The sequence below is a fragment of the Sphingomonas sp. AC449 genome, assembly GCF_979253475.1.
On sequence record NZ_CEEDCZ010000001.1, the window covers coordinates 486,347 to 512,866 of the forward strand.

The window sequence follows — 26,520 nt, forward strand, 5'->3', positions numbered from 1 at the left end:
GCGGTCGCCCGAAAACCCGCAACCCCCCGGTTGCATTTCACCCGACTCTCCCGTAATGGCCCGCCTTCGGTTTAAACATCAACCAGCAAGAGCCCGGAAACGGGCCCGCTCTTTCGCATCGGTAGGGACTATGGACAGCAATATCCGCATTCGTCTGAAGGCGTTCGATCACCGTGTGCTCGATCAGGCCACTGGCGACATCGCCGACACCGCACGCCGCACCGGCGCGCTCATCCGCGGTCCGATTCCCCTTCCGACGCGCATCGAAAAATTCACCGTGAACCGCGGCCCGCACATCGACAAGAAGTCGCGCGAGCAGTTCGAGGTGCGTACGTACAAGCGTATGCTGGATATCGTCCAGCCGACGCCGCAGACGGTCGATGCGCTGATGAAGCTGGACCTCGCCGCTGGCGTTGACGTCGAGATCAAGCTCGCCTAAGGGCGAGCGCGGCGCGGTCGACCGGTAACGGTCCCGCGCCGTTCGACATTGGGATACCGCCGTCGGTGCAAACCGACGGGGCAGCGTCCCCCGTCACGCTCCCGCATTCGCAGGAGCACCAGCCCGGGACGGGGCGCGTTTCGTATTTACCGGGTTGATCCGACTCCATTCAGGGCTTTGGCCGGGAATGGGGTCAGGTGGATGCATCATGGAGCTTGCTCCGGACATGGTCCGCAAGCCCCCGAGGAATAGTCCGACGGGGCCTCTGTCTAGGAAGGGACAAGATCATGCGTACTGGCGTGATCGCGAAGAAGATGGGGATGACCCGCCTGTTCCAGGAAGATGGTCGGCACGTGCCGGTCACCGTTCTGGCACTCGAAGGCAATCAGGTCGTTTCCGTTCGCGAAATGGATCGTGACGGCTACACCGCCGTCCAGCTTGGTGCAGGCGTTGCCAAGTCGAAGAATGTTGCAAAGCCACAGCGCGGCCATTTCGGCAAGGCCGAAGTGGAGCCCAAGGCTGTCGTCCATGAGTTCCGTGTGAACGCAGACGGCCTGCTCGACGTTGGCGCCGAGATCTCGGCCGACCATTATGTCGCAGGTCAGATCGTCGATATCCAGGGCAAGACCCAGGGTAAGGGCTTCCAGGGCGGCATGAAGCGTTGGGGCTTCGGCGGTTTGCGGGCAACCCACGGCGTGTCGGTCTCGCACCGTTCGCTCGGTTCGACCGGTCAGCGCCAGGATCCGGGCAAGGTCTTCAAGAACAAGAAGATGGCCGGCCACATGGGCGACAAGTATCGCACCCAGCAGAACCTCGAGATCGTATCGACGGACGTCGAGCGTGGTCTCCTGTTCGTCAAGGGTTCGGTTCCTGGCTCCAAGGGCGGCTGGCTCTTCGTCAAGGACTCGGTGAAGGTCGCGCGCCACGCCGACGCACCGTTCCCCGCCGGTCTCAAGACCACCAACAGCAATACTGCAGCAGACACGCCGGCCGAAACGACCGACGCACCTGCAGCCGACGGCCAGGAGGGCTGAGCGTGAAGATCAAGGTTTCATCTTTCGCCGGTACCGACGCTGCGGACATCGAGCTCAACGACGAGGTCTTCGGTCTCGATCCGCGCGCCGACATCCTGCACCGTGTCGTCACCTGGCAGCTCGAGAAGCGTCGCGAGACGGCTCGCGGCACGCGTGAGCGCGCAGACGTCGCACGCACCGGCAAGAAGTTCGGTCGCCAGAAGGGCGGCGGTACGGCGCGTCACGGCGATCGTCGCGCACCCGTGTTCATCGGTGGTGGTAAGGCTCACGGCGCCCGCGTCCGTGACTTCAACCCGTCGCTGAACAAGAAGGTTCGCGCACTCGGCCTGCGCATGGCGCTCAGCAGCCACGCCAAGGCGGGTTCGCTGGTCATCATGGACAGCCTGGCTGTCGAGGGTGGCAAGACCAAGACGCTGCTCGGCGATCTCGCAAAGCTCGGCTTCGGCAAGCGTGCGCTCGTCATTGACGGCGACATGGTCGACACCAGCTTCGCATTCGCTGCGGGCAACCTGTACGAAGTGAACGTGATGCCGGCAGCCGGCGCGAACGTTTACGACATCCTGAAGCATGACACGCTGGTGCTGACGCGCGCCGCTGTCGAAAAGCTGGAGGCGCGCTTCCATGGCTAAGAAGCAGAAGGGCACGATCGATAACCGTCATTACGACGTTATCCTCGCGCCGCACATCACCGAGAAGACGACGACTTTGTCGGAGCACAACGCGGTGGTGTTCAAGGTGTCCAACGACGCCACGAAGCCCGAGATCAAGGCGGCCGTCGAGGCGCTGTTCGACGTGAACGTCGTCGGCGTGAACACGCTCGTCCAGAAGGGCAAGACCAAGAAGTGGAAGGGCACGAACTATTCGCGCTCGGACATGAAAAAGGCAATCGTGACGTTGAAGGACGGTCAGTCCATCGACGTGACGACGGGGATCTGAGGCCATGGCACTCAAGCATTATAATCCGACATCGCCGGCACGCCGCGGTCTCATCCTGGTCGACAAGTCGTCGCTCTGGAAGGGTCGCCCCGTCAAGGCGCTGACCGAAGGCAAGCACAAGACCGGCGGTCGTAACAACAAGGGCCATGTGACCTCGCGCGGCATCGCCGGCGGTCACAAGCAGAAGTACCGCTACATCGACTTCAAGCGTCGCAAGTGGGACGTCGAGGGCATCGTCGAGCGGATCGAGTATGATCCCAACCGCACCGCGTTCATCGCCCTGGTCAAGTACCCGGACGAAGAACTGGCCTACATCCTGGCGCCGCAGCGTCTGGGCGTCGGCGACAAGGTGATCGCGGCCAAGAAGACCGACGTGAAGCCAGGCAATGCCATGGAACTCGGTCAGATGCCCGTCGGCACCATCGTCCACAACGTGGAGATGAAGCCGATGAAGGGTGGCCAGATCGCCCGTTCGGCCGGCACGTACGTGCAGGTCGTCGGTCGCGACAAGGGCATGGTGATGGTCCGCCTGAACTCGGGCGAGCAGCGCTACATCCGCAGCGATTGCATGGCGACGGTTGGCGCGGTCTCGAACCCCGACAACCAGAACCAGAACCTCGGCAAGGCAGGGCGTTCGCGCTGGATGGGTATCCGTCCGCTGACCCGTGGTGTCGCCAAGAACCCGGTCGACCATCCGCACGGCGGTGGTGAAGGCCGCACCTCGGGTGGCCGTCATCCGGTCACGCCTTGGGGCAAGCCGACGAAGGGTGCTCGCACTCGTCATAACAAGTCGACCGACAAGATGATCATCCGGTCGCGTCACGCGAAGAAGAAGGGCTAAACGATGGCTCGTTCCGTATGGAAGGGTCCTTTCGTGGACCTTCATCTGCTCAAGAAGGCAGAAACCGCCCAGGACACCAACGCGCGTTCGCCGATCAAGACCTGGTCGCGCCGCTCGACGATCCTGCCGTCGTTCGTGGGCCTCACGTTCAACGTCTATAACGGCCGCAAGTTCGTGCCGGTCTCGGTCAACGAGGACATGGTCGGGATGAAGCTGGGCGAGTTCGCGCCCACGCGCTACTTCCCCGGTCACTCCGCCGACAAGAAGGGCAAGCGCTGATGTCTAAGCAAGTCAGCCCGCGCAAGGTCGCGGACAACGAGGCGCTTTCGGTCGGTACGCAGATCCGTGGTTCCGCGCAGAAGCTCGGCCTCGTGGCTGCGCTGATCCGTGGCAAGAAGGTCGGCGATGCGATGAACATCCTCGCCTTCTCGACCAAGGGCATGGCGATCGAAGCGCGCAAGGTGCTGGCCTCGGCCATCGCCAATGCGGAGAACAACCATAACCTCGACGTCGACTCGCTGGTCGTCGCCGAGGCCTCGGTTGGCAAGTCGATCACGATGAAGCGCTTCGCTACCCGCGGCCGCGGCAAGTCGACCCGCATCCTCAAGCCATTCAGCCGTCTGCGCATCGTCGTGCGCGAGCAGGAAGAAGCATAATGGGTCAGAAGAGCAATCCCATCGGTCTGCGTCTGCAGATCAACCGCACCTGGGACAGCCGCTGGTACGCCGAGGGCGCCGACTATGGTCGGTTGCTGCTCGAGGATCTCAAGATCCGCGCGTACATCATCAAGACGCTGCCGCAGGCCGCGATCTCGAAGGTCGTGATCGAGCGTCCTGCCAAGCTGTGCCGCATCTCCATCTTCGCTGCACGCCCCGGCGTGATCATCGGCAAGAAGGGCGCGGACATCGAGAAGCTGCGTTCGACGATCGGCAAGATGACGTCGTCGACCGTGTCGCTGAACATCGTCGAGATCCGCAAGCCGGAAGTCGATGCGCGTCTCGTCGCGCAGGGCATCGCCGATCAGCTCGAGCGTCGTATTGCCTTCCGTCGCGCCATGAAGCGTGCGGTCCAGTCGGCGATGCGTCTCGGTGCCGAGGGCATCCGCGTGAACTGTGGCGGCCGTCTTGGCGGCGCAGAGATCGCCCGCTCCGAGAGCTACCGCGAAGGTCGCGTTCCGCTGCACACGTTGCGCGCGAACATCGATTATGCCGAGGCTACGGCGCACACGTCCTACGGCGTCTGCGGCGTGAAGGTCTGGGTCTTCAAGGGCGAGATTCTCGGCAATGATCCGACGTCGTATGACCGGATCATGATGGAGGCTCAGACCTCCGGCGTGCGTCCGCAGCGCGACGATCGTCGCTAAGGGTCAGGAACAGACATGCTGCAACCAAAAAAGACCAAGTTCCGGAAGGCCTTCAAGGGGAAGATTTCGGGCGACGCCAAGAGTGGCTTCTCGCTCAATTTCGGATCCTACGGGCTGAAGGCCATGGAGCCTGACCGGATCACCGCACGCCAGATCGAGGCGGCTCGCCGCGCGATCACGCGTCACATCAAGCGCCAGGGGCGTTTGTGGATCCGCATCTTCCCGGACGTCCCCGTCTCGTCGAAGCCTGCCGAAGTCCGCATGGGTAAGGGCAAGGGTTCGCCCGAGTTCTGGGCCGCGCGCGTCAAGCCGGGCCGGATTCTGTTCGAGCTCGACGGTGTCGAGGGCCGGATCGCCGCTGAGGCATTCGAGCGGGCGGCCATGAAGCTGCCGATCAAGGTAAAGGTCGTTGCCCGCCTGGGTGACACCTCGCATCTGGGAGGCGAGTAAGATCATGGCTCGTATCGACGACATGAAGGCCAAGAGCGACGACCAGCTGTCGGAGTCGCTCGGCGAACTGAAGCGCGAGCAGTTCAACCTGCGCTTCCAGGCCGCCACGAACCAGCTCGAAAAGCCGAGCCGCGTTCGTGAGGTCCGCCGCGACATCGCTCGCATCAAGACCCTGCAGGCTCAGCGCACCAGCGCTGACGCCGCGAAGTAAGGAACACATCATGCCGAAGCGCGTGCTGACCGGTCTGGTCGTGTCCGACAAGGGCGACAAGACGGTGGTCGTGAACGTCGAGCGTAAGGTGAAGCACCCGCTCTACGGGAAGATCATCCGTCGCTCGAAGAAGTATCATGCTCATGACGAGAGCAACGAGTTCAAGCAGGGCGAGACCGTGCGGATCGAAGAGACCGCACCGATCTCCAAGCTGAAGACCTGGAAGGTGATCGAGCGGGTAAACACCCACGCGACGCCGGAGCGGGCTTCGGCCGAGGGCTGAACGGGGTTCCCGTCATCCTGACGAAAGCCAGGATCCAGAGCCAAGGGCGTAACGCCTGATCACTCCGGATCCCAGCTTTCGCCGGGATGACGGTTTACATTGGAACCTTGTGTTCCACCGAGGGAACGGCTAAGCGGCCGCTCCTCCCCGTTGCGGTTCTGCCGCGGCGGGGTGATTTTTTAGGCGGGGTTCGGTCGGTATCGACCCCAGAGACAGAGAAGGGATACGGATCCATGATCCAGATGCAGTCCAATCTCGACGTCGCTGACAACAGCGGCGCGAAGCGGGTGCAGTGCATCAAGGTGCTTGGGGGTTCCAAGCGTCGTGTTGCAGGCGTTGGCGACATCATCGTCGTCAGCATCAAGGAAGCGCAGCCACGGGGCCGTGTGAAGAAGGGCGACGTTCACCGCGCGGTGATCGTGCGTACCGCCAAGGATATCCGCCGTGCAGACGGTACGGTCATCCGCTTCGACGGCAACGCCGCGGTGCTGGTCAACAAGAACGAGGAGCCGATCGGCACTCGTATCTTTGGCCCAGTCGTTCGCGAGCTGCGCGGCAAGAAGCACATGAAGATCATCAGCCTCGCGCCGGAGGTGCTGTAATGGCTAGCCAGCGTATCAAGAAGGGCGACAAGGTCATCATCCTGTCCGGCAAGGACAAGGGCAAGACCGGTGAAGTCACCATGTCGATGCCGAAGGCCGACAAGGTCGTCGTCGCGGGCGTCAACATCGCGGTGCGCCACACCAAGCCGACCCAGGGCGACCCGCAGGGTGGCCTGGTCCGCAAGGAAGCACCGATGCACGTTTCGAAGGTCGCGCACGTGACCGCCGACGGCAAGCCGACCCGCGTCCGCTTCGAGGAGCAGGACGGCAAGAAGGTCCGCGTGGCCGTCAAGACCGGGGAGAAGATCAATGGTTGATCAGAACACTGGCGCAGACGCCGCTGGCACCGAGGTCGCCTACACGCCGCGCATGCGGAAGATGTACGACGAGACGATCATCAAGGCGATGGTCGACAAGTTCGGCTACAAGAACGTCATGGAGATCCCGCGGATCGACAAGATCGTTCTGAACATGGGCGTCGGCGAAGCCACGCAGGACAAGAAGAAGGTCGACCAGGCTGCTTCCGAAATGGAGCTGATCGCCGGCCAGAAGCCTGTCGTGACGAAGGCCAAGAAGTCGATCGCACAGTTCAAGCTGCGCGAAGGCATGCCGATCGGCGTGAAGGTCACGCTTCGCCGCGAGCGCATGTACGAGTTTCTCGACCGTTTCATCACGATCGCTCTTCCCCGCGTCCGCGATTTCCGCGGCCTCAACCCGAAGAGCTTTGATGGCCGTGGCAACTATGCCTGCGGTATCAAGGAGCAGATCGTGTTCCCAGAAATCAGCTATGACCGGGTCGACAAGGTCCGCGGCATGGATGTGATCGTGACGACGACCGCAAAGACCGACGACGAGGCTCGCGAGCTTCTGCGTCTGTTCGGTTTCCCGTTCCCGATCGAAGACGACGCTGCCGACGCGAAGAAGGCAGCGTAAGAGACTCCCTCTCCCCTCGGGGAGAGGGCTGGGGTGAGGGGGAGTGAGTCTCCCTTACCCCGCCCGAAAACTGGAGGCGCGGTCCTGCTGGGCTGCCCCTCACCCCGACCCTCTCCCCGGAGGGGCGAGGGGGCAGAAGAAAGAAAGAACTTAAGTCGATGGCGAAACTGAGTTCAGTCAACAAGAACGAGCGCCGCAAGCGCATGGTCAAGCAGTATGCCCCGAAGTACGCGGCACTGAAGGCGATCGCAGCGGACAAGACGCTCGACGATGGTGAGCGTCTGATCGCTCGCCTCAAGATGGCGGCCCTGCCGCGCAACGCGAACCCGACCCGCATCCGTAACCGGTGCGAGCTGACCGGTCGCCCGCGCGCTTATTACCGCAAGTTCCGGCTCTGCCGTATTCAGCTGCGCGATCTGGCCAACAAGGGCCTGATCCCCGGCGTCACGAAGTCGAGCTGGTAAGGACTAATCATGGCAGTGACCGATCCCCTGGGTGATTTGCTCACCCGTATCCGTAATGGCCAGCGCGCGAAGAAGGACTCCGTCCTGACGCCGGCGTCGAAGCTGCGCGTCCGCGTGCTCGACGTTCTGCAGCGCGAAGGCTATATCCGTGGCTATAGCGAAGAGCAGATGGGCCCCGCGGCCGGCCTTCGCATCGAGCTGAAGTATTTCGAGGGCCAGCCTGCGATCAAGCATGTCGCGCGCGTCTCGAAGCCCGGCCGTCGCGTCTATTCCGGCTCGCAGGAACTCCCGCGCGTCCGTAACGGCCTCGGCATCACCATCGTCTCGACGCCTCGCGGCGTGCTCTCGGATTCCGAAGCACGCGAGCAGAACGTCGGCGGCGAAGTCCTCGCGGAGGTGTTCTGATGAGCCGTATTGGTAAGAAGCCGGTTTCGGTACCGGCCGGCATTACGCCGACCATCGAGAACAAGCAGCTGACCGTGAAGGGCCCCAAGGGCACGCTCACGATGCCGCTGCGCGAAGAGATCAGCTACACGATCGAAGACGGCGGCATCTCGGTGCAGCCGGCCAACGACACCAAGCGCGCTCGCGCGTTCTGGGGCATGCAGCGTACGATGGTGCAGAACCTGATTACGGGCGTGTCGGAAGGCTTCACCAAGAAGCTGCTGATCACCGGCGTCGGCTACCGTGCCGCTGCCCAGGGTCGTAACCTCAAGCTGCAGCTCGGCTACAGCCATGACGTGAACATCGACGTGCCGGAAGGCATCGAGGTGAAGACCCCGGACAACACCACGGTCGAGATCTCGGGTTCCGACAAGCAGAAGGTCGGCCAGCTGGCCGCCGAAATCCGTCAGTGGCGCAAGCCCGAGCCTTACAAGGGCAAGGGTATCAAGTACGACGGCGAGTTCATCTTCCGTAAGGAAGGGAAGAAGAAGTAATGACCAAGGGTCTCTCTCTTTTCGCAAAGCGGCGTCGCCGCAATCGTACCGCGCTCCGCGCACGCGCAGGCACCCGTCCGCGGTTGTCGGTGCATCGTTCGGGCAAGCACATCTATGCCCAGGTGATCGACGATGCCGCTGGCACGACGGTCGCTTCGGCCTCGACGCTGGAGAAGGACGTGCGCGACACGTCCGGCGCCAACATCGACGCGGCGACTTCGGTCGGCAAGCGCGTCGCCGAGGCTGCCAAGGCAGCGGGCGTGACTCAGGTCGTGTTCGATCGCGGCGGCTTCCTCTACCACGGTCGCGTGAAGGCTCTTGCCGATGCCGCGCGCGAAGCCGGATTGGAGTTCTAAGACATGGCTGACGAAAACAACACGCCAGCGGTAATCGCACCCGAGACGACCGCACAGGACGTCACGGCTCAGAACGTGCCGCAGAGCACCGGCTACCAAGGCAACACCGGCGGTGGCCGTGGTCGTCCCGGTGGCGGCGGCGGTGGCGGTCGTGGTGGACCCGGTGGCGGTCGCAGCGGTGGCCCGGGCGGCAACCGCGGTGGTCGTGACGGCGGTCGCGGTGGTCGTGACAATCGTGGCGGTCGTCCTGGTCAGGACGATGGCGGCGAAGAGCTGATCGAGAAGCTGGTGCACATCAACCGCGTCTCGAAGACGGTCAAGGGCGGCAAGCGCTTCGGCTTTGCAGCACTCGTCGTCGTCGGCGACGGCAAGGGCCGTGCAGGCTTCGGTCATGGCAAGGCACGCGAAGTGCCGGAAGCCATCTCGAAGGCGACGGCAGCTGCCAAGAAGAAGATGGTCCGCGTTCCGCTCAAGGACGGTCGCACGCTGCATCATGACGGCAACGGTCACTTCGGTGCAGGCAAGGTCACGCTGCGGTCGGCGCCTCAGGGTACGGGCATCATCGCCGGTGGCCCGATGCGCGCCGTCTTCGAATCGCTGGGCGTTGCGGACGTCGTGACCAAGTCGGTCGGCACGTCGAACCCCTACAACATGATCCGCGCAACGTTCGAAGCCCTTGGCGAGCAGACCTCGCCCAAGGCCGTCGCACAGCGTCGCGGCAAGAAGATCGCCGACCTGCTCGGCCACGGTGGGTCGAAGACCCCCGAGGCTGATGCAGCTGCGATCACGGAGTAAGCGATCATGGCTACCATCAAGATCACGCAGACCGGTTCGCCGATCCGCCGCGAGAAGGACCAGCGCGCAACGCTGATCGGTCTCGGCCTGAACAAGATGCACAAGACCCGCGAGCTGGAAGACAGCCCAGAGGTCCGCGGCATGATCCGCAAGGTGCAGCACATGGTGTCGGTCGAAGGCTGAGCCTTCACGACCCACGTGACAAATACGGGAAAGGGGGCTAACGGCCCCCTTTCTTATTCCAGAATCCATTTCCACAGCGCGTAACAAGCGAAAGCGAGTGCATTACCATGAAGCTCAACGAACTCCGCGATAACGAAGGTGCCCGTAAGTCCAAGATGCGCGTCGGACGCGGCATCGGCTCGGGCAAGGGCAAGACCGGCGGCCGCGGCCAGAAGGGCCAGAAGAGCCGCGAGGGCGTGTCCATCGCCGGCTTCGAAGGCGGCCAGATGCCGCTCCACATGCGTCTGCCTAAGCGCGGCTTCAACAACATCTTCCGCAAGGACTTCGCAGAGGTCAACCTCGGCGCGATCCAGCTCGCGGTCGATGCCGGCAAGATCGAGGCGAACGCCACGCTCGACCACAACGCGCTGAAGGCCGCTGGCCTGGCACGCGGCGGCAAGGACGGCGTCCGCCTCCTCGCCAAGGGTGAGCTGACCACGGTCCTCTCGTTCACCGTCGATGGCGCGTCGAAGGGCGCGATCGAAGCGGTCGAGAAGATCGGCGGCAAGGTCGAGGTGATCCACTTCGTCCCCGCAGCCGAGAAGGCTGCCGCCAAGAAGGGCGTGAAGTACAAGGAGCGTGCGGCGCACAAGGCGTCGTTCAACGCCTGACCTTGAAGGGGGAGGGAACGCCGGGTGCGTTCCCTCCCTTTTTTGTTCGTGCTGCCTAGGGTTCAGCGCGAAGTCCGTCCCTCGCGCATTCCGTTCGTGCCGAGTAGAGGTCGAGCGTAGTCGAGACGTCGTATCGAGGTACAAGACCCGAGCGGGCAAGTCCTTCGATACGCCATCTCGACAAGCTCGAGGGCTACTCGGGACGAACGGAATGCGGTGAGGACAGTGACGCGGCGGTGGAATTGAGCCGATCGGGTGGCTCGCCACCTCGCCATATCCCACCTAGGCATTAGACAAGCGCGCTCGTGCGCCTATATGAGCGGCGGGGGCGGTCATAACGCATCCCGCCTTCTTTGTTTCCAGGACGATCACACGCATGGCATCCGCAGCCGACCAGATGGCGCAAAGCATCAGCCTTTCGAAATTCGCAAAGGCAACCGACCTCAAGAAGCGGTTGTGGTTCACGATCGGCGCGTTGATCGTTTTCCGCCTGCTCAGCTACGTGCCGCTGCCGGGGGTCGATCCCACCGCGCTCGGCCTGCTTTCGCAGCAGACGCAGGGCGGCGTCCTCGACTTCTTCAACACCTTCTCGGGTGGGTCGCTCAGCCGCATGTCGCTGATCGCGCTCGGCGTGATGCCCTACATCACCGCCTCGATCGTGGTGCAGCTCGCGACCTCGCTGTCGCCGACGCTCGCCGCGATCAAGAAGGACGGCGAATCGGGCCGCAAGCGCCTCAACCAGTACACCCGTTACGGCACGGTCGGCCTGACCGCGGTGCAGGGCTATTTCATCGCCGTCGGGCTCGAGACGCTCGGCGCGAACCAGGGCATCGCCGCGGTCATCGAACCCGGCATGACGTTCCGCATCGCGGCCGTCATCTCGCTGATCGGCGGTACGATGTTCCTGATGTGGCTGGGTGAGCAGATCACCAGCCGCGGCATCGGCAACGGCGTCTCGCTGATCATCATGGCCGGTATCGTCGCGCATCTGCCGACGACGCTGGTCAACCTGCTCGAGGGCGGCCGTTCGGGCAGCCTCGATCCGATCAAGCTGATCGGCATCATCGTCGCGGTGGTCCTGCTCGTGCTGTTCATCTGCTTCATGGAGCGCGCGCAGCGCCGCATCCTGATCCAGTACCCCAAGCGCCAGACGCAGCGCGGGATGCAGGCGGATCGCAGCCATCTGCCGCTGAAGATCAACACCGCGGGCGTCATCCCGCCGATCTTCGCCTCGTCGCTGCTGCTGATGCCGCTGACGATCTCGCAGTTCGCGGGCCAGCGCGTCGCGGGCGAGTCGAAGTGGGGCGATTTCATCATCACCCTCAACCAGTATCTGCAGCACGGTAGCCCCGTGTACATGCTACTGTACGGCGCCGGCATCATCTTCTTCTCGTTCTTCTACACCGCGATCGTCTTCAACCCCGAGGAAACCGCGGACAATCTGAAGCGGCATGGCGGGTTCATCCCCGGCATCCGTCCGGGCAAGAACACCGAGAATTATTTCGACTACGTACTGACGCGCATCACCGTCATCGGTGCCGCCTATCTCACGATCATCTGCCTGTTGCCCGAATATCTGGTGACCGCGCTGTCGATCCCGTTCTACCTTGGCGGCACCAGCCTGCTGATCGTCGTCAACGTGACGATGGACACGGTGACGCAGATCCAGAGCCATCTGCTCGCGCATCAATATGGCGACCTGATCAAGAAGGCGAAGCTGAAGGGCGGTCGACTTCGCTAAGATGCGGGGTTACCGAGTTATTATCCTGCACGAACGAGGGGAGTGCGTTTCGTGAATATCATCCTTCTTGGCCCGCCAGGCGCGGGCAAGGGTACGCAGGCGGCCACGTTGGTCGCCGATCGCGGCATGGTCCAGTTGTCGACCGGCGACATGCTCCGCGCTGCGGTCGCCGCCGGATCGCCCGTCGGGCTGCAGGCGAAGGCCGTGATGGCCGCGGGCGGCCTCGTCAGCGACGAGATCGTGTCCGGCATCATCGGTGAGCGGCTCGACCAGCCGGACACGGCCGAGGGCGTGATCTTCGATGGCTATCCCCGGACAGAGGCGCAGGCGCACGCGCTCGACGCGCTGCTCGCCGAACGCGGCCGGACGCTCGACTTCGTGATCGAGCTTGCGGTCGACGAGACCGCGCTGATCGACCGCGTGGTCGGCCGCTACACCTGCGCCAAATGCGGTGCGGGCTATCATGACCGGCACAAGCAGCCGGTCGTGGCGGGCGTGTGCGACGTGTGCGGCTCGACCGAGTTCAAGCGCCGCCCGGACGACAATGCCGAGACCGTCGCGAACCGAATGACGGAGTATCGCGCGAAGACCGCGCCGATCCTGCCGCTGTACGAATCGCGCGGTCTGGTGCGCCGGGTCGACGGCATGGCGGACATCGCGCATGTCGGGTCCGCGATCGCAGCGATCCTCGACGAGAAATAGGCCCGTATCGACCGACGTCGCGTACGGCGTCGGTGACATGACAAAATTGTCATCTTTGGGTCATCACGGCGACGGTCACCTGATCCTAGAGCAGCGCCAAGGCCAGCAACGGCCGGAAGCGTTTCCAGAGATCGGTGCCCGTCACTCCCGGGGGTACCGTGGGGGCCGGCGGAAACGTGCTTTCCGCCGGCCTTTCCGTTATGGAGACAGGTGAAAGCGATGACGCCGTGAACCGCAAGATCCTGATCGTAGAAGATGATGCCTCCACCGCGAGCTATCTCGTCAAGGGATTGGCCGAGGCGGGCTATGCCGTGGAGTCGTGCGGCGATGGTCGCGACGGGCTGTTCCTCGCGAGCGAGGGCATCTTCGACCTCATCATCGCGGATCGCATGCTGCCGGGTCTCGATGGGCTGGCGATGGTCAGCGCGATCCGGGCGGCGGGGATCGTCACCCCGGTCCTGATCCTGTCTGCGCTCGCGGCGGTCGACCACCGCGTCGACGGGCTGAAGGCGGGCGCGGACGATTATCTGTGCAAGCCCTTCTCGTTCGCCGAACTGTCCGCGCGCGTCGAGGCGCTGGTGCGCCGCTCCGACCGGCTGGCGAGCGACCCGCAGAAGACGAAGCTTTCGGTCGGCGACCTGGAGATCGACCTGCTCGCGCGCGTGGTGTCGCGCGGCGGCAACACGATCCCGCTCGGCGCGCGCGAATTCAACCTGCTCGAGTTTCTCGCGCGTCATGCCGGACAGGTGGTGACGCGGACGATGATGCTTGAGAAGATCTGGAACTATCATTTCGACCCAGGCTCGAACGTCGTCGACGTGCATATCGGTCGTCTGCGCCGCAAGCTCGAGGACGGATTCCCGACGCCGATCCTGCATACGGTGCGCGGGGCAGGGTATCGGCTCGCGGTCGACGGCTGACCCGCGTTGCGGCTGTCGATCACCGCACGGATCGCGCTGCTCGCGATCATCCTGTCGCTGGTATCCAATCTCGCGCTGATCGGGTTCGTCTGGAAGCAGACGAGTGCGGATGCGATCGATGCGATCCGGCGCGAGACGACCGAGCAGTCGGATGCGCTGCGCACCGTCTGGCAGATCGGCGGGCTGCCGGAGCTTCGCGCGGCGATCCGCGAGGCGGACAATCCGGGCGACGTATCGCAGGTGCTCGCGCTGCTCGACGCGAACGGGCGCAGTCTGCAGGGCATGGCGCCGGATCGCGTGACGATCCCGCTGAAGACGACGACGTTCCGTATCGCGCGGCTCGGCAATGATTCGCTCTGGGCGGCGCGGGAGACGGGCTATGCGCTCTATCCCATTGGCCGGAACTGGTTGCTCACGGGACGCAATCTCGACCTGATCGCGGCGGAAGAGCGAGCGATGGAGCGCGCGCTGGCGTTTGCGATCACGCTGTCGCTCGCGCTGGGTATTTTCGGGGGGCTGGTGCTCGCGCGCTATGTCGGGCGACGGCTCGACGCGATCGCCAACGTCATCGAGGCGGCGGGCGAGGGCGACCTGTCACGGCGCGTCGGCGTGGTGGCGGGCGGGGGTGATGCGTTCGATCGGCTGGCCGCCCGGCTGAACGTCATGCTCGGCAAGCTCCAAGGCGTGATGGCCGAACTGCGCGTCGTCACCGACAGCCTCGCGCACGATCTGCGGTCGCCGCTGGCGCGGTTGCGCACCAAGACCGAGCAGGCGGTGCTGATCGCCGACCCCGATGCGCGCGAGGTCGCGCTTGGCGGGCTGCTGACCGAGACCGATCTCGTCATGCGGATGCTGACGATGGTGATCGAGATCAGCCGGTCGGGATCGGTGTCGCGCGACCGTTTTATCGAGGTGTCGCCCGCCGACCTGATCGAGGAGATCGGCGAGCTCTATGCGCCCGTCGCGGAGGATGCCGGGCTGACGTTCCAGGTCGCGATCGACGACCGGCCGATGCCGATGGCGTTGCACCGCGAGTTGATCAGCCAGGCGATCGCGAACCTGATCGACAATGCGCTGCGGCATGGTGCAACCGGCGGATCGGTGACGCTGCGTTTGATCGAGCGCGGGGACGGCGTCGTGATCCAGGTCGAGGATCGTGGCCCGGGTATCGCGGAGTCGGATCGCGCGCAGGCGCTCAAGCGATTCGGCCGGCTCGACAGCGCGCGGACGACGCCCGGCGCCGGGCTCGGGCTCTCGCTGATCGAGGCGGTCGCGCGGCTGCACGATGGCCGGTTGGAACTCGGCGACAACGCGCCGGGCCTCGTCGCGCGGATCGTCCTGCCCTTTTAAGCCGTACGCCAAGCCGGGTGTACGCCGTTTCGTTACCGCAGGGGGTGGCGTTGTCGGGGCGGACGGGATTAAGGGCGGCTATGGACGCGCTCTCGCTCTTCGGCCTCGCTGCCGTTTCGTTCACACTGCTTTGCTATGCGAAGGAGGCGGGGTCGCACTGGTGGACGTTCGGTTTCGCGGTCGGGTGCCTGCTCGGGTCGGTCTATGGTTTCCTGCAGGGCGCGTGGCCGTTCGGCGCGGTCGAACTGATCTGGTTCGTGGTGGCGATCCGGCGCTGGCAGACGATGCGGCTGGTGGTCGATCCCGCAGCCTGAACCGTCGCGCTGCTGCGGCACCGCGCGGAACCCGCGGCTTGACAGTTCGTTTGCCCGCGCCTAATTCGGCTTTCCCGATACGACGGTTCCCGGCGGCGCTTTTTTGCGTACGCCGTCGTCGTGCGTTTCGGATCATCGCTAGGAGATGGGCGCCGTGCAGCCATGCCGGGGCCCGTGGAGCAGGAGAACCAAGTTCATGGCACGTATCGCGGGTGTTAATATCCCGACCAACAAGCGCGTGGTAATCGCGCTGACCTATATCCACGGCATCGGTTCGACCAAGGCCAAGGAAATCGTCACCAAGCTCGGCATCGCCGACACGGCGCGAGTCCAGGACCTGACCGACCAGGAAGTCCTGCACATCCGCGAGACGATCGACGCCGATCACACCGTCGAGGGCGATCTGCGTCGCCAGACGTCGATGAACATCAAGCGCCTGATGGATCTCGCCTGCTATCGCGGCCTGCGTCACCGCAAGGGCCTGCCGGTCCGCGGCCAGCGCACGCATACCAATGCGCGCACCCGCAAGGGCAAGGCCAAGCCGATCGCCGGTAAGAAGAAGTAATCCCTTAACCGGATTACTCCGCCGGCGCCGGTCCGAAGGGACCGCCCGGCGTCATGAAGATACAGGTCAGGAAATACACCATGGCACGCGAACCTCAGCGCATTAAGCGGCGCGAGCGCAAGAACATCACCTCTGGCGTCGCTCACGTGAATGCCAGCTTCAACAACACCATGATCACGATCACCGATGCCCAGGGCAACGCGATCTCGTGGTCGTCGGCGGGCGCAATGGGCTTCAAGGGCTCGCGCAAGTCGACCCCGTACGCGGCGCAGGTCGCAGCGGAAGACGCCGGCAAGAAGGCCGCCGAGCACGGCGTCCGGACGATCGAAGTCGAAGTGAAGGGTCCCGGTTCGGGTCGCGAGTCGGCACTGCGCGCGCTGCAGGCGGTCGGTTTCCAGATCACGTCGATCCGCGACGTGACCTCGATCCCGCACAATGGCGTTCGTCCTTCGAAGCGTCGTCGCGTCTGATTTCTCCGACGTTGCCCGTGCGCGGTTGATCGCGCGGCACGGGTGCATATTCATGGCCGGCGGGAGTCCTTTCCGCCGGCCCCCAAATTAGGGGAAGCAAGTGTCTGTCAACGCAAAGAACTGGCAGGAACTCAAGAAGCCCAGCGGCCTGGAGAAAAAGGCCGGTGGCGACACCAAGCGCAAGGCGACCTTCATCGCCGAGCCGCTCGAGCGTGGCTTCGGCCTGACGCTCGGCAACGCGCTGCGTCGCGTGTTGCTCTCGTCGCTGCAGGGCGCGGCCGTCACCTCGATCAAGATCGAGAACGTGCTGCATGAGTTCTCGTCTCTGGCAGGCGTCCGCGAGGACGTGACCGACATCGTCCTCAACGTGAAGCAGATCGCGATCCGCATGCAGGGCGAGGGGCCCAAGCGCCTCCAGCTCTCGGCAACGGGTCCGGGTGAAGTCAAGGCCGGCGATATCGCCGTCTCGGGCGACATCGAGATCATGAACAAGGATCTCGTGATCTGCCACCTCGATGAGGGTGCGACGCTCAACATGGAGCTGACCGCCGACATCGGTAAGGGTTACGTGCCCGCGACCGCAAACCGCCCGGCCGACGCGCCGATCGGTCTGATCCCGGTCGACGCGCTCTACTCGCCGGTACGTCAGGTGTCGTACAAGGTCGACCCGACCCGCGTCGGTCAGGACCTGGATTACGACAAGCTGACGCTGACGATCGAAACCGACGGCACGATCACCCCGGAAGACGCAGTCGGCTATGCCGGTCGCATCCTCCAGGACCAGCTCGCGCTGTTCGTCCACTTCGACGATTCGTCGGTGACGCGTTCGTCGGCCCCGATCGGCCAGGCAGCACCCGCTGCCGGTGGTGCGGAGCCGGCTGGCGACACGCAGCAGATCAACCGGTACCTTCTCAAGAAGGTCGACGAGCTCGAGCTGTCGGTGCGTTCGGCGAACTGCCTCAAGAACGACAACATCATCTATATCGGTGATCTGGTCGGCAAGACCGAAGCCGAGATGCTGCGCACACCTAACTTCGGCCGCAAGTCCTTGAACGAGATCAAGGAAGTGTTGTCGTCGATGGGTCTTCGTCTGGGGATGGAAATCCCGGGCTGGCCACCTGAGAACATCGAAGAGATGGCCAAGAAGCTCGAGCAGGAAATCATGGGCTGAGTGCGAAGCCGTCCGTTATCCTGACGCAATTCAGGATAACGGACGGCACCGTATTCTACCCTGGATCGCAGCCTTCGCTGGGATGACGGATAATCGGGTGGGCCGCCGTCCCCACCAGCTCCCGGGTACCTCATACGGCCCCTGAACGAACGAAAAGGTATTAAACATGCGCCATCGCGTAGGCGGCCGTAAGCTTCAGCGGACCTCGGCCCACCGTCTTGCCCTGTTCCGCAACATGAGCGCTGCGCTCATCAAGCACGAGCAGATCACCACCACCGTCGCCAAGGCGAAGGAACTGCGTCCCTACATTGAGAAGCTGATCACGCTCGCGAAGAAGGGTGGACTGTCCAACCGTCGTCTCGCGCATGCCAAGCTGCTCGACGACGCGCAGCTGATCAAGCTGTTCGACGTTCTGGCGACCCGTTATGCGGATCGCAACGGCGGTTACACCCGCGTCATCAAGGCCGGTATCCGCATGTCGGACGCCTCGCCGATGGCCGTCATCGAGTTCGTCGACCGCGACGTCTCGGCGAAGGGCCAGGATTCGGGTCCGGTGATGTCGGACGAAGATTACAACGAAGCGGCATAATCCCCGCCTCTCGTTAGTCGAATTGCAGGCCGCGTTTCCCATCCGGGAGGCGCGGCCTCTTTCGTTACGGGTCCCATCCGGCTATGCGCCCGACATGGAGCATCCAGACAGCATTCTCATCGTCGATTTCGGCAGCCAGGTAACCCAGCTGATCGCCCGCCGCGTGCGCGAAGCCGGCGTCTATAGCGAGATCGCCCCCTTCCAGTCGGCCGAGGCCGCGTTCGACCGGATGCAGCCCAAGGGCATCATCCTCTCGGGTGGTCCCGCCTCGGTCACCGCGGAGAATTCCCCGCGCGTGCCGCAGCGCTTCTTCGAGGCGGGAATCCCGATCCTCGGCATCTGTTACGGCCAGCAGGTCATGTCTGCACAGCTGGGCGGCAACGTGATCGTCTCGGGCGATGGCGGCGAGTTCGGCAGCGCCTTCGTCGAGGTCAAGTCGCCCTGCGCGCTGTTCGACGGTTTGTGGGCCGAGGGCGAGCGGCATCAGGTCTGGATGAGCCACGGCGACAAGGTCGACGCGATCCCGCCAGGCTTCACCCCCGTCGCGGTGTCGACCGGCGCGCCCTATGCGATCGTCGCCGACGAGGCGCGGCGCTTCTACGGCGTTCAGTTCCACCCCGAGGTCGTCCACACCCCCGATGGCGGCAAGCTGATCGCGAACTTTGCGCGGCACGTCTGCGGTCTCAGCGGCGACTGGACGATGGCCGAGTTCCGCGACACCAAGATCGCCGAGATCCGCGCTCAGGTCGGCAGCGGCCGTGTCATCTGCGGCCTTTCAGGCGGCGTCGATTCGGCGGTGGCGGCGGTGTTGATCCATGAGGCGATCGGCGAGCAGCTCACCTGCGTCTATGTCGATCACGGCCTGATGCGCGCGGGCGAGAGCGAACAGGTCGTCAGCCTGTTCCGCGGCGCCTACAATATTCCGCTGATCCATGTGAACGTCGAGGAGCTGTTCCTCACGGGTCTCGCCGGGATCACCGACCCCGAGCTGAAGCGCAAGTTCATCGGCAAGACCTTCATCGACGTGTTCGATACCGAAGCCAAGAAGCTGGGCGGGGCGGAGTTCCTGGCTCAGGGTACGCTCTATCCCGACGTGATCGAGAGCGTCAGCTTCACCGGCGGGCCGTCGGTGACGATCAAGAGCCACCACAATGTCGGCGGTCTTCCCGAGCGCATGAACATGAAGCTCGTCGAGCCCTTGCGCGAACTGTTCAAGGACGAGGTCCGCGCGCTAGGTCGCGAGCTGGGGCTGCCCGAGATCTTCGTTGGCCGTCACCCGTTCCCCGGACCCGGCCTCGCGATCCGCATTCCCGGCGAAGTCACCAAGGAGCGCTGCGACATCCTGCGCAAGGCCGACGCGATCTACCTCGAGGAGATCCGCGCGGCGGGGCTCTATGATACGATCTGGCAGGCGTTCGCGGTGCTGCTCCCGGTTCGCAGCGTCGGCGTGATGGGCGACGGCCGCACTTATGACAACGTGCTGGCACTGCGCGCGGTGACGTCGACCGACGGGATGACCGCGCAGGCATTCCAGTTCCCCGGCGACTTCCTGCCGCGCGTCGCGACGCGGATCATCAACGAGGTCAAGGGCATCAACCGGGTGACCTACGACTACACCTCGAAGCCCCCCGGCACGATCGAGTGGGAATAACAGCGGCGCACTAGGTGGGCGAGGAGATCGGCGAGGCAACGCTGGTGGCACTCGCTTTCCGGGCACCGCGCGTATGTTTCGGCAGGCGGATATCGATGCTTATCTGGCTGGCGGGCTCAACGTCCGGCGCTGACAGAGTGCGGATTGCCCCATCGGCGATGCTCATTTCTGGCGGGCCGGTATACGGAACCGAAACGGCCCGCTCGAGAAAGGGGGGAAACTCGTGCGGGCCGCAGTCCAGTGCCGACGTCACCGTCTTGGGGTAGTGCGTCGGACAGATCGAATATGGACCTAATGGTCTGGCAGTTCAAGGGTTTTGAAACTTCAGTATGCCGGGCCGCCTTGGTGACGAGCCAAAGGATCGACGACCCGGCATACCTGCAGGGTCAACGTCCGATCGGGTGATCCGGGCGCAGAATTATCAAGAAGATATCGCTGGAGACAGACCGGGGAAGCCGTCGAGCGCCAGGGCGCGGAGGCGGGGTATCGATCGGGGCGGACCTATCGTCGCGAATCGGTCGTTTGCGCCGGGAGGCTGCGCGCCCCGCCGGTCCGTGTGACTGAAGCTGGCGGGGCGCTGAAGGTTACGCGATACTGAAAGCGATGCCTCTAGCCGTCGATATGACAAACATAAGTGAATTTCAAATGAACGAGGTGCCCCGCCCGTCCGTGTGACACTCTCGCATCCGGGCGGGGCACCGAGGCCGGCACGTCAGCGACGTTTCGGCACGGACATACGCTAGCATCGGTTGCGAAACATGACAGAGCAGTTCGTCACATCGCAGGCTCGGTTCGGCCGAAACGGACGCGTTCGCCCGCCGGGCAGCCCAGTGTCGGCGGTGAAACCGGCGATGCCCGCCTGGCCTGCGGGGCGATGCGGGGTCGCTTGCGACAACAGAACATTTGCTAATTCGTGCCACCGGCGTGAAACGGACGACCGTGACGCCGCGTTAGGCAGCGCAGGGTTAGCGAAGGGTCCTTTACGAGCATGCCGAATGCGTTCGTTGCCGCGCGCGATGCGCTGGCATTCCTCGAGGTGCACCGTCTCGAGCCCATGGCCGCCAATTACGCCTTCGCGCTTGCCGTCGTCGGCGATCCAAACTCGGACCTCGCGCGTGCCGTGGCATCGGAAACGGATGGTGGCCTGCGGCTGACGGCGCGGTCGCTGGAGACGCTGAGCGACCGCTATCTACCCGCAAGGCCGGACAGGGCGACGGAGCGCGAGACCGCGGTCACCCGCCATGCCGACCAGCTCGACGCACTGACGTCGGATGCACAGGCGCTGACGCAGTCGCTGAGCAACGATGTCACCGCGATGTCGATCGACGCGCAAGGGTGGCCCGAATCGACCGCGCTGGTGACGCGGTTGTCCGATGCCGAGCGCGAACTCGCGGATCTGCGCAGGGATGTCGCGCGGCTGCAGGCGGATCTGGGGTCGCTCGGCGAACGCCGCGCGGACCCGATGCGCGATACCGCCACGCAGGCGCTCACCCCGGAGGGCGCGCGGCCGATGTTCGCGCATCTGGCGGATCAGCATCGCAGCTATGTCATGCTGATCTTCAGCGTCGCAGATCTGGCCGGGATCAACGAACGCTTCGGCCACGCGGTCGGGGACAACGTCCTGAGCGCCTTCGTCGCGAACCTGCGTCAGGCGTTCCACGGGGAAGAGGTCATCCGCTGGACGGGCAACGAGTTCGTCCTGGTGGTGACCGACGTCGCGCTGGCCGCCGCGCGCGGTCTGGCCGAGGAGGTTCTCGCGTCGTTCGAGACACGCCGGCTCAAGCTGCGCGGCAGTGGCGAGTGGATCGGCGTGGTGACGGCGTCCGCGGGGATCGTCGTGGGGCAGGGCGGCGATCAGGAGGCAGCGCTCAGCCAGGCACGCGCCGCGCTGTACCGAGCCGCGGTCAGGGGGCTGGGGCAGGTCGAGGGCTGAGACGCTTCGATCGACGAGCCTCGGGCAGGACCAATGTTGCCCCGGCTCGATCGGTTCAGGACCGGTCGAACGTCATGCTGATCCGGACCCCGCCGATCAGCACGCCGCGGTGCCCGCGCTCGAGATGCGCGCGGCGGACATATTGCAGATCGGGCTGGATCGTCAGGAACGACGCGACGGTGTCGCGATAGGTGATCTCGAACCCCGTCTCGGTCGCATCGGGGTGCTGGCCGGTGGTCGCGAGGTTGCGCCGGAACGCGGACGACAGCGCGCCCTGGAAGACGCCCGTCGACAGTTCCGACCGGGGCCGGCCCGATATGGCGCCGCGGACCAGCACGCCGGTCTGGAACCCACCGACGAACGGCGTGGTCCTGCCCTCGGACAGACCTGCGCGGAGGAAGACGTCGACGCCCCGGTCATCGCCGCCCGACACGCGCTGGTCGAGCAGGACATAGGCCCCCGTCGCGATGCGGTGTACCGGCGCGTCGGCAATGTCGCGCGCGAACAGATCGTCCTGCCGCCTGGTGTATCGCCATGCGCCGATCGCCAGCTTGCCGTTCGCGGTCATACCCGCCTCCGCGATCAGCAACGCGCCGTCATGCATGCCGAGGTCCATCCCGGCAGCGTCGCCCAGCACGCCCGCGCGCGCATTGACGATCGCGGCGCGCACATAGCCTGCGCCACCGACCCTGACGTCCGCGCGGAACGTCAGCGCGGTCGACGGAAAGATCGAGGGGCCGTTGGGTCCGGTCGCCGCCAGTTCCGACCCGATCCCGAACGCAGGCGCGATCAGCAGCCCGGCGGAATCGTCCTGATAAAAATCGACGTTGAGATCGGACAGTCCGACCAGCAGCGAGACGCGATCCTGCCAGAGCCTCTGTTCGACCCAGGCTTCGTACAGCTTGGTCCGTCCGTCCGCGACTTCGATGTTGTCGACGCCCTGGATCGTGCCCGCCAGCGTGTTGATCGCACCGCCATGGTTGCTCAGCAGATGGACATGCCCCTTCGCACCGCGCCACCCGATCAGGCGATCGAGATCGCCGTCGGTCGTCACGTCGAGATTCTCGAGTGCACGCGCGCCGCGATCGCTGCCACCCGCGAGGACGCCGATCGCGTCGGCGACATAGCGAACCTCCATAGTGACCGGATGCGGGGCAGGGGCGGCATCGTCCGACATGGCTTGCGCGAATATCGATGTCGGCCACAGCAATGCCAGGGGCAGGGCTGCACCGAATAGGCGGCGTCTCGTGACAATATCCACCGATCATCCTCCAGCCGCGCCAATACCGGCTATTATAGGATGGTGAATTTCTCCTTTGTGGATGGGCGCCAAACAATGTTGAGCAAGTACAAGAGCGACGCGGGTACGATGTCGCTGGGACGCTCGATCCGCATCGCCGGGGGGATATTAGTCGGGCTGATCCTCCTGTGCGGCGGGACGGGGATCGGCGCGGCCTGGATGCAGCCCGCCGCGCTCAAGCGGCAGACCGAGTCCGCCGCGCTGCTGGTCAACCACGGACAGGCGGACATGATGCACGACGCGATCCGCAGCGACGTGCTGGCCGCGTTCCAGGCGGCGGAACCGGACAGCCCGCTCCGACACGACGACGTCATGAAGGACTTCGTGACCCACCGCGCCGAACTGCAGCGCGCGATCGGTGCTGACACGCACTATACGGGAGCGGCAGAGGTCTCTGCGTTGACCGCGAAACTCGGCGCGCCGATGGCGGGATATGTCGCCTCCGCGACGGCCATCATGGCGAAGATCGACGAGAATCCGGCGCGGGCCAGACGGATGCTGCCCGCGTTCTTCGGTGAATTCCGCAAGCTGGAAGTGTCGATGGCCGAGGCGACCAACGCGATCGAGGCGAACAGCGCGCGTGCGGTGGTGGCGGCCGAACGGATGGGCAGGATCGCGATGATCGTGCTCGTCATCACGCTGCTCGCGGGGGTCGCCGGGACGCTGCTCGTGGTCGTGCTCGCCATCCGGCGCGTCGTCGACCCGATGGTCACGCTGGCGACCACGATGCGCGCGCTGGCCGGCGGCAATCTCAAGGCGGAGGTCGCAGGCGCCGGGCGCGGCGACGAACTGGGCGACATGGCCAAGGCGATGCTCGCGTTCCGCGACCAGCTGCAGGCCGCCGAGGCATCGAAGCAGGCGCAGGCGCACTTGATCGTCGACAGTCTCGGGACCGGGCTGACCGCGCTAGCGCAGGGCGATCTGACCGCGGAGATCGTTGCGGATCTCCACGCGCCCTTCACCGGGCTCAAGGACAATTTCAACAGCGCGCTGGTCGGGCTTCGGTCGCTGATCGGGTCGGTCGCCGACAGCGCGACGATGATCCGCACCGGTTCCGACGAGATCGCGCACGCAAGCGAGGACCTCGCGCGGCGCACCGAGGGCAATGCGGCGAGCCTCGAGCAGACCTCGGCGGCGATCGCGCAGATGGATCAGCGGCTCAAGGCGACCGCGGTGGCTGCCGAGCGGACCGTCGAGCGCGCGGACGGTGCGATCACGACGGTCGCGGGGGGACGTGGCATCGCCGACGAGGCGGTCCAGGCGATGACCCGCGTTAGCGACAGCGCCAAGGGTATCGACAGCGTGATCGAAGGGCTCGACAAGATCGCGTTCCAGACACGCGTCCTTGCGATGAACGCGGCGGTCGAGGCGGGGCGAGCGGGTGAGGCGGGACGCGGGTTCGCGGTCGTCGCGGACCTGGTGTCCGCGCTCGCGATGCGCGCGGAGGAGGAAGCGGGGCGTGCGCGCCAGCAGCTGACCGCAACGCAGACGGATATCGGGACAGCGGTCGAACATGTGCAGCGCGTCGACGGCGCGCTGTCGGCGATCGCGAGCGATGTCGGCGAAGTCCATGCGCTGCTCGCGAACATCGCGACCGACAACCAGGCGCAGTCCTCGGCGATCACCGAGGTGAGCGCAGCGGTGGGCGCGATGGACCGCGCGACGCAACAGAATGCAGCGATGGTCGAGCAGACGTCCGCCGCCGCGCGCAACCTCACCACGGAGGTCGCGGGACTATCGGATCAGGCCGCGAGGTTCAGGATCGGCGAGCCATCACGCCGCAGCGCGGTGGTATCGGATCGCCCGGTCTCGACCGTCACTCCGAGGCCGCGTTCGGCGAACGGGCAGGGCAGTGTTGCAACTACGTTCCAACGGGAGATGGCAGACGCGGGAGAGGAATGGTCATCGTTCTGACGGGACCATGATCGACCGCGGAGTAGAGTATCACAAGGTGATACCGCCTGTGCCGCACCACCGATCACGATGCCCGTGCAGTGCGCACAAGAAAAATGGGCCGAGACTATCCTCGGCCCACCATCTTAGTTGCTGTCGGAACGGTCGTTGTCGTTCTCATTGTCGATGATGAGATACGTGACGCCCGCGAGAATGCCGACACCGATCACGATCGGTGCGATGCTGGCACCCTGCAGCCCGGCGAGCTTGCTGGACTTGGACGTCGACGTACCCGCACGGACCGCGGGGGAAACGGACAACGCACGAGCGGCATTCGCGCCTGCAGGAGCTGCGGTCGCAGCGTTTGCCGCGACGGGCAGGGCGGTCATGGACAGTGCGCTCACGCCGAGGATCAAAGTCTTCATCATATATAGTCTCCCGATAAGGGCAGCCATAGAGGCCGCGGTCGTTGAACGACCTTGGATGCAAAAAGTAACCGCGATCAATAACCCAATACGATAAGCCGGGTTCCCGACGGGTCGGCTTCCTGCCCGAAACGCACGGGTCGAGCCAGTATCGCTGGAGTGGGAAGGCCCATCGGGCGGGTGGCCGAGCGTCTTCGCAATTACGCACGGGCAGATATTGATCGGGGGTGTGTCGGCGAAAAATGGCTCCCTGAGTACGTCATAAACTGCATGGCTAAACCCACTGAAATTTACGGATTATTTGGGATGACGGGGCATTTAGTGCCCCCGTCAGTGCCCCCATTTGTGCGCTAGGTTTGTTCGGATAGGGCTTGGCGATCTGCCTTCCAGGCCTCGATCGCGCCCTCCCGCCAGGCGACAGCGCGACTCGAGATTTTCACCGGTTTGGGGAACTCGCCTTCCCGTATCAGGTGATAGATCGAGGTTTTGCCAAGGCCCGTTTCGGCTTTCACGTCGGGCAGACGTAAGTATCTTCCACTAGCTACATTGGTGGCTGGCATCAGCGGTCACCTTTTCCGGGGGTGAAGCAGGCGCTGCAGAGATCTGGACTGACCCATGAGCACGGGCCACGATTACCTAGGCACGGATCAGCATCGCTGCAGGCGCAAATTCGACAGATGCGCGGGGGCTGAACCCGCAAATGCATCGAGATGGCGGCGAGCTGCGCGAGTACGTCGAGGTCGAAGCGATAGGCACGGCGAAGTGCTACGATCGTGTTGAGCGACATTGGTGCAACGTCCGCTTCTATACGCTCGATCCACGCGCCACGAACATGCTCGGCCAAGCGCGGTTCAGTCGCAACGGTCGCAGCGACGTCATGCAAGCCAAGGCCTGCAGCGGTGCGCCGGTATTTTAGATAGGCGCCAGGCGTCATCACGCGGTCCGGCGGCGTCAGTATATTCGTGAGAGATCGGCGTTCGTCGGGCATGGCAGAAAGTCCCAGGCAGCAGTTTTCCGC

37 protein-coding genes are annotated in these 26,520 nt (G+C 64.4%); 33 read left to right on the forward strand and 4 right to left on the reverse strand.

Going from position 1 to position 26,520, the window contains the following annotated elements; translation table 11 throughout:
- Positions 1-130 precede the first annotated feature (130 nt).
- The 32 genes from rpsJ (at position 131) to AC0CH3_RS02600 (ending at position 21,884) form a co-directional block, all read left to right on the forward strand.
- Positions 131-439, forward strand: a complete 309-nt coding sequence (gene rpsJ / locus AC0CH3_RS02445; protein WP_007406109.1) for a 30S ribosomal protein S10 — start codon at positions 131-133, stop codon at positions 437-439.
- A 287-nt stretch (positions 440-726) separates the two neighbouring features.
- Positions 727-1,473 (forward strand): 50S ribosomal protein L3, encoded by a 747-nt coding sequence (rplC, locus tag AC0CH3_RS02450; RefSeq protein WP_055872654.1) that lies wholly within the window; start codon positions 727-729, stop codon positions 1,471-1,473.
- 2 nt (positions 1,474-1,475) lie between these two features.
- Positions 1,476-2,102, forward strand: coding sequence for a 50S ribosomal protein L4 (gene rplD, locus AC0CH3_RS02455; RefSeq protein ID WP_055872651.1), 627 nt, complete (start codon positions 1,476-1,478; stop codon positions 2,100-2,102).
- Positions 2,095-2,409, forward strand: coding sequence for a 50S ribosomal protein L23 (locus AC0CH3_RS02460; RefSeq protein ID WP_056015548.1), 315 nt, complete (start codon positions 2,095-2,097; stop codon positions 2,407-2,409). The genes rplD and AC0CH3_RS02460 overlap by 8 nt, the downstream gene beginning before the upstream one ends.
- Before the next feature lie 4 nt (positions 2,410-2,413).
- On the forward strand, positions 2,414-3,250 hold the full coding sequence (gene rplB / locus AC0CH3_RS02465; RefSeq protein ID WP_056015546.1) for a 50S ribosomal protein L2: 837 nt from the start codon (positions 2,414-2,416) through the stop codon (positions 3,248-3,250).
- A gap of 3 nt (positions 3,251-3,253) precedes the next feature.
- On the forward strand, positions 3,254-3,529 hold the full coding sequence (gene rpsS, locus AC0CH3_RS02470) for a 30S ribosomal protein S19 (protein WP_031393761.1): 276 nt from the start codon (positions 3,254-3,256) through the stop codon (positions 3,527-3,529).
- Positions 3,529-3,906, forward strand: coding sequence for a 50S ribosomal protein L22 (rplV, locus tag AC0CH3_RS02475; protein WP_037529220.1), 378 nt, complete (start codon positions 3,529-3,531; stop codon positions 3,904-3,906). The genes rpsS and rplV overlap by 1 nt, the downstream gene beginning before the upstream one ends.
- A complete protein-coding gene (gene rpsC / locus AC0CH3_RS02480; RefSeq protein WP_056015544.1) occupies positions 3,906-4,613 on the forward strand; it encodes a 30S ribosomal protein S3 in 708 nt (235 codons plus the stop codon). The genes rplV and rpsC overlap by 1 nt, the downstream gene beginning before the upstream one ends.
- 15 nt (positions 4,614-4,628) lie before the next feature.
- The gene (gene rplP / locus AC0CH3_RS02485; protein ID WP_056015542.1) at positions 4,629-5,063 is read left to right on the forward strand and encodes a 50S ribosomal protein L16; all 435 of its coding nucleotides are present in this window, start codon (positions 4,629-4,631) and stop codon (positions 5,061-5,063) included.
- A gap of 4 nt (positions 5,064-5,067) precedes the next feature.
- Positions 5,068-5,274 carry a 50S ribosomal protein L29 gene (gene rpmC / locus AC0CH3_RS02490; RefSeq protein WP_031393757.1) on the forward strand — a complete coding sequence of 69 codons (207 nt, stop codon included), beginning with the start codon at positions 5,068-5,070 and terminating at the stop codon, positions 5,272-5,274.
- A 10-nt stretch (positions 5,275-5,284) separates the two neighbouring features.
- Positions 5,285-5,557, forward strand: a complete 273-nt coding sequence (gene rpsQ, locus AC0CH3_RS02495) for a 30S ribosomal protein S17 (protein WP_031393756.1) — start codon at positions 5,285-5,287, stop codon at positions 5,555-5,557.
- Between the two features lie 233 nt (positions 5,558-5,790).
- Positions 5,791-6,159, forward strand: coding sequence for a 50S ribosomal protein L14 (gene rplN, locus AC0CH3_RS02500; RefSeq protein ID WP_031393755.1), 369 nt, complete (start codon positions 5,791-5,793; stop codon positions 6,157-6,159).
- Positions 6,159-6,476 carry a 50S ribosomal protein L24 gene (gene rplX / locus AC0CH3_RS02505; protein WP_333994048.1) on the forward strand — a complete coding sequence of 106 codons (318 nt, stop codon included), beginning with the start codon at positions 6,159-6,161 and terminating at the stop codon, positions 6,474-6,476. Before rplN ends, rplX begins: the two co-directional genes overlap by 1 nt.
- Positions 6,469-7,092 carry a 50S ribosomal protein L5 gene (gene rplE, locus AC0CH3_RS02510; RefSeq protein ID WP_200916134.1) on the forward strand — a complete coding sequence of 208 codons (624 nt, stop codon included), beginning with the start codon at positions 6,469-6,471 and terminating at the stop codon, positions 7,090-7,092. Before rplX ends, rplE begins: the two co-directional genes overlap by 8 nt.
- 158 nt (positions 7,093-7,250) lie before the next feature.
- Positions 7,251-7,556: a 30S ribosomal protein S14 gene (rpsN, locus tag AC0CH3_RS02515; RefSeq protein ID WP_056015537.1), complete on the forward strand. Its 306-nt coding sequence runs from the start codon at positions 7,251-7,253 to the stop codon at positions 7,554-7,556.
- 9 nt (positions 7,557-7,565) lie between these two features.
- Positions 7,566-7,961, forward strand: coding sequence for a 30S ribosomal protein S8 (rpsH, locus tag AC0CH3_RS02520; protein ID WP_031393751.1), 396 nt, complete (start codon positions 7,566-7,568; stop codon positions 7,959-7,961).
- The gene (gene rplF, locus AC0CH3_RS02525; RefSeq protein WP_056015535.1) at positions 7,961-8,494 is read left to right on the forward strand and encodes a 50S ribosomal protein L6; all 534 of its coding nucleotides are present in this window, start codon (positions 7,961-7,963) and stop codon (positions 8,492-8,494) included. Before rpsH ends, rplF begins: the two co-directional genes overlap by 1 nt.
- Positions 8,494-8,850, forward strand: a complete 357-nt coding sequence (gene rplR, locus AC0CH3_RS02530) for a 50S ribosomal protein L18 (protein ID WP_056015533.1) — start codon at positions 8,494-8,496, stop codon at positions 8,848-8,850. The genes rplF and rplR overlap by 1 nt, the downstream gene beginning before the upstream one ends.
- A gap of 3 nt (positions 8,851-8,853) precedes the next feature.
- Complete coding sequence (gene rpsE, locus AC0CH3_RS02535; protein ID WP_082445708.1) at positions 8,854-9,645, forward strand: 30S ribosomal protein S5; 792 nt, start codon at positions 8,854-8,856, stop codon at positions 9,643-9,645.
- A 6-nt stretch (positions 9,646-9,651) separates the two neighbouring features.
- Complete coding sequence (gene rpmD, locus AC0CH3_RS02540; RefSeq protein ID WP_055872633.1) at positions 9,652-9,828, forward strand: 50S ribosomal protein L30; 177 nt, start codon at positions 9,652-9,654, stop codon at positions 9,826-9,828.
- Between the two features lie 107 nt (positions 9,829-9,935).
- Positions 9,936-10,478, forward strand: a complete 543-nt coding sequence (rplO, locus tag AC0CH3_RS02545) for a 50S ribosomal protein L15 (protein ID WP_056015531.1) — start codon at positions 9,936-9,938, stop codon at positions 10,476-10,478.
- 376 nt (positions 10,479-10,854) lie between these two features.
- Positions 10,855-12,219 (forward strand): preprotein translocase subunit SecY, encoded by a 1,365-nt coding sequence (secY, locus tag AC0CH3_RS02550; RefSeq protein WP_056015528.1) that lies wholly within the window; start codon positions 10,855-10,857, stop codon positions 12,217-12,219.
- A 51-nt stretch (positions 12,220-12,270) separates the two neighbouring features.
- The gene (locus tag AC0CH3_RS02555; protein ID WP_056018598.1) at positions 12,271-12,921 is read left to right on the forward strand and encodes an adenylate kinase; all 651 of its coding nucleotides are present in this window, start codon (positions 12,271-12,273) and stop codon (positions 12,919-12,921) included.
- A gap of 227 nt (positions 12,922-13,148) precedes the next feature.
- Entirely contained in the window at positions 13,149-13,841 is a 693-nt protein-coding gene (locus AC0CH3_RS02560) for a winged helix-turn-helix domain-containing protein (protein WP_056018595.1), read from the forward strand.
- 6 nt (positions 13,842-13,847) lie between these two features.
- Positions 13,848-15,191, forward strand: a complete 1,344-nt coding sequence (locus tag AC0CH3_RS02565) for a sensor histidine kinase (protein WP_354301776.1) — start codon at positions 13,848-13,850, stop codon at positions 15,189-15,191.
- An 80-nt stretch (positions 15,192-15,271) separates the two neighbouring features.
- Complete coding sequence (locus AC0CH3_RS02570) at positions 15,272-15,505, forward strand: hypothetical protein (protein ID WP_056015524.1); 234 nt, start codon at positions 15,272-15,274, stop codon at positions 15,503-15,505.
- A 196-nt stretch (positions 15,506-15,701) separates the two neighbouring features.
- Complete coding sequence (gene rpsM / locus AC0CH3_RS02575; RefSeq protein WP_333994044.1) at positions 15,702-16,070, forward strand: 30S ribosomal protein S13; 369 nt, start codon at positions 15,702-15,704, stop codon at positions 16,068-16,070.
- Between the two features lie 80 nt (positions 16,071-16,150).
- Positions 16,151-16,540, forward strand: coding sequence for a 30S ribosomal protein S11 (rpsK, locus tag AC0CH3_RS02580; RefSeq protein ID WP_031395237.1), 390 nt, complete (start codon positions 16,151-16,153; stop codon positions 16,538-16,540).
- 100 nt (positions 16,541-16,640) lie between these two features.
- The gene (locus AC0CH3_RS02585) at positions 16,641-17,711 is read left to right on the forward strand and encodes a DNA-directed RNA polymerase subunit alpha (RefSeq protein ID WP_031395236.1); all 1,071 of its coding nucleotides are present in this window, start codon (positions 16,641-16,643) and stop codon (positions 17,709-17,711) included.
- Between the two features lie 166 nt (positions 17,712-17,877).
- Positions 17,878-18,300, forward strand: a complete 423-nt coding sequence (gene rplQ, locus AC0CH3_RS02590; protein WP_056015519.1) for a 50S ribosomal protein L17 — start codon at positions 17,878-17,880, stop codon at positions 18,298-18,300.
- 94 nt (positions 18,301-18,394) lie between these two features.
- Positions 18,395-19,951, forward strand: a complete 1,557-nt coding sequence (guaA, locus tag AC0CH3_RS02595; protein ID WP_354301780.1) for a glutamine-hydrolyzing GMP synthase — start codon at positions 18,395-18,397, stop codon at positions 19,949-19,951.
- A 988-nt stretch (positions 19,952-20,939) separates the two neighbouring features.
- Positions 20,940-21,884, forward strand: coding sequence for a GGDEF domain-containing protein (locus AC0CH3_RS02600; RefSeq protein WP_354301782.1), 945 nt, complete (start codon positions 20,940-20,942; stop codon positions 21,882-21,884).
- A gap of 55 nt (positions 21,885-21,939) precedes the next feature.
- Here AC0CH3_RS02600 and AC0CH3_RS02605 read toward each other — a convergent pair whose 3' ends face one another.
- Positions 21,940-23,022 (reverse strand): carbohydrate porin, encoded by a 1,083-nt coding sequence (locus tag AC0CH3_RS02605; protein ID WP_465237522.1) that lies wholly within the window; start codon positions 23,020-23,022, stop codon positions 21,940-21,942.
- A 198-nt stretch (positions 23,023-23,220) separates the two neighbouring features.
- On the opposite strand from AC0CH3_RS02605, the gene AC0CH3_RS02610 reads away from it, so the two are divergent.
- Positions 23,221-25,098, forward strand: a complete 1,878-nt coding sequence (locus AC0CH3_RS02610) for a methyl-accepting chemotaxis protein (RefSeq protein ID WP_465237523.1) — start codon at positions 23,221-23,223, stop codon at positions 25,096-25,098.
- 125 nt (positions 25,099-25,223) lie between these two features.
- On the opposite strand, the gene AC0CH3_RS02615 is transcribed toward AC0CH3_RS02610, so the two are convergent.
- The 3 genes from AC0CH3_RS02615 to AC0CH3_RS02625 form a co-directional block, all read right to left on the reverse strand.
- Positions 25,224-25,505: a hypothetical protein gene (locus AC0CH3_RS02615; RefSeq protein WP_056015513.1), complete on the reverse strand. Its 282-nt coding sequence runs from the start codon at positions 25,503-25,505 to the stop codon at positions 25,224-25,226.
- 347 nt (positions 25,506-25,852) lie between these two features.
- Positions 25,853-26,062, reverse strand: coding sequence for a helix-turn-helix transcriptional regulator (locus tag AC0CH3_RS02620; protein ID WP_465237524.1), 210 nt, complete (start codon positions 26,060-26,062; stop codon positions 25,853-25,855).
- On the reverse strand, positions 26,062-26,490 hold the full coding sequence (locus AC0CH3_RS02625) for a helix-turn-helix domain-containing protein (protein WP_465237525.1): 429 nt from the start codon (positions 26,488-26,490) through the stop codon (positions 26,062-26,064). Before AC0CH3_RS02625 ends, AC0CH3_RS02620 begins: the two co-directional genes overlap by 1 nt.
- Positions 26,491-26,520: the final 30 nt, after the last annotated feature.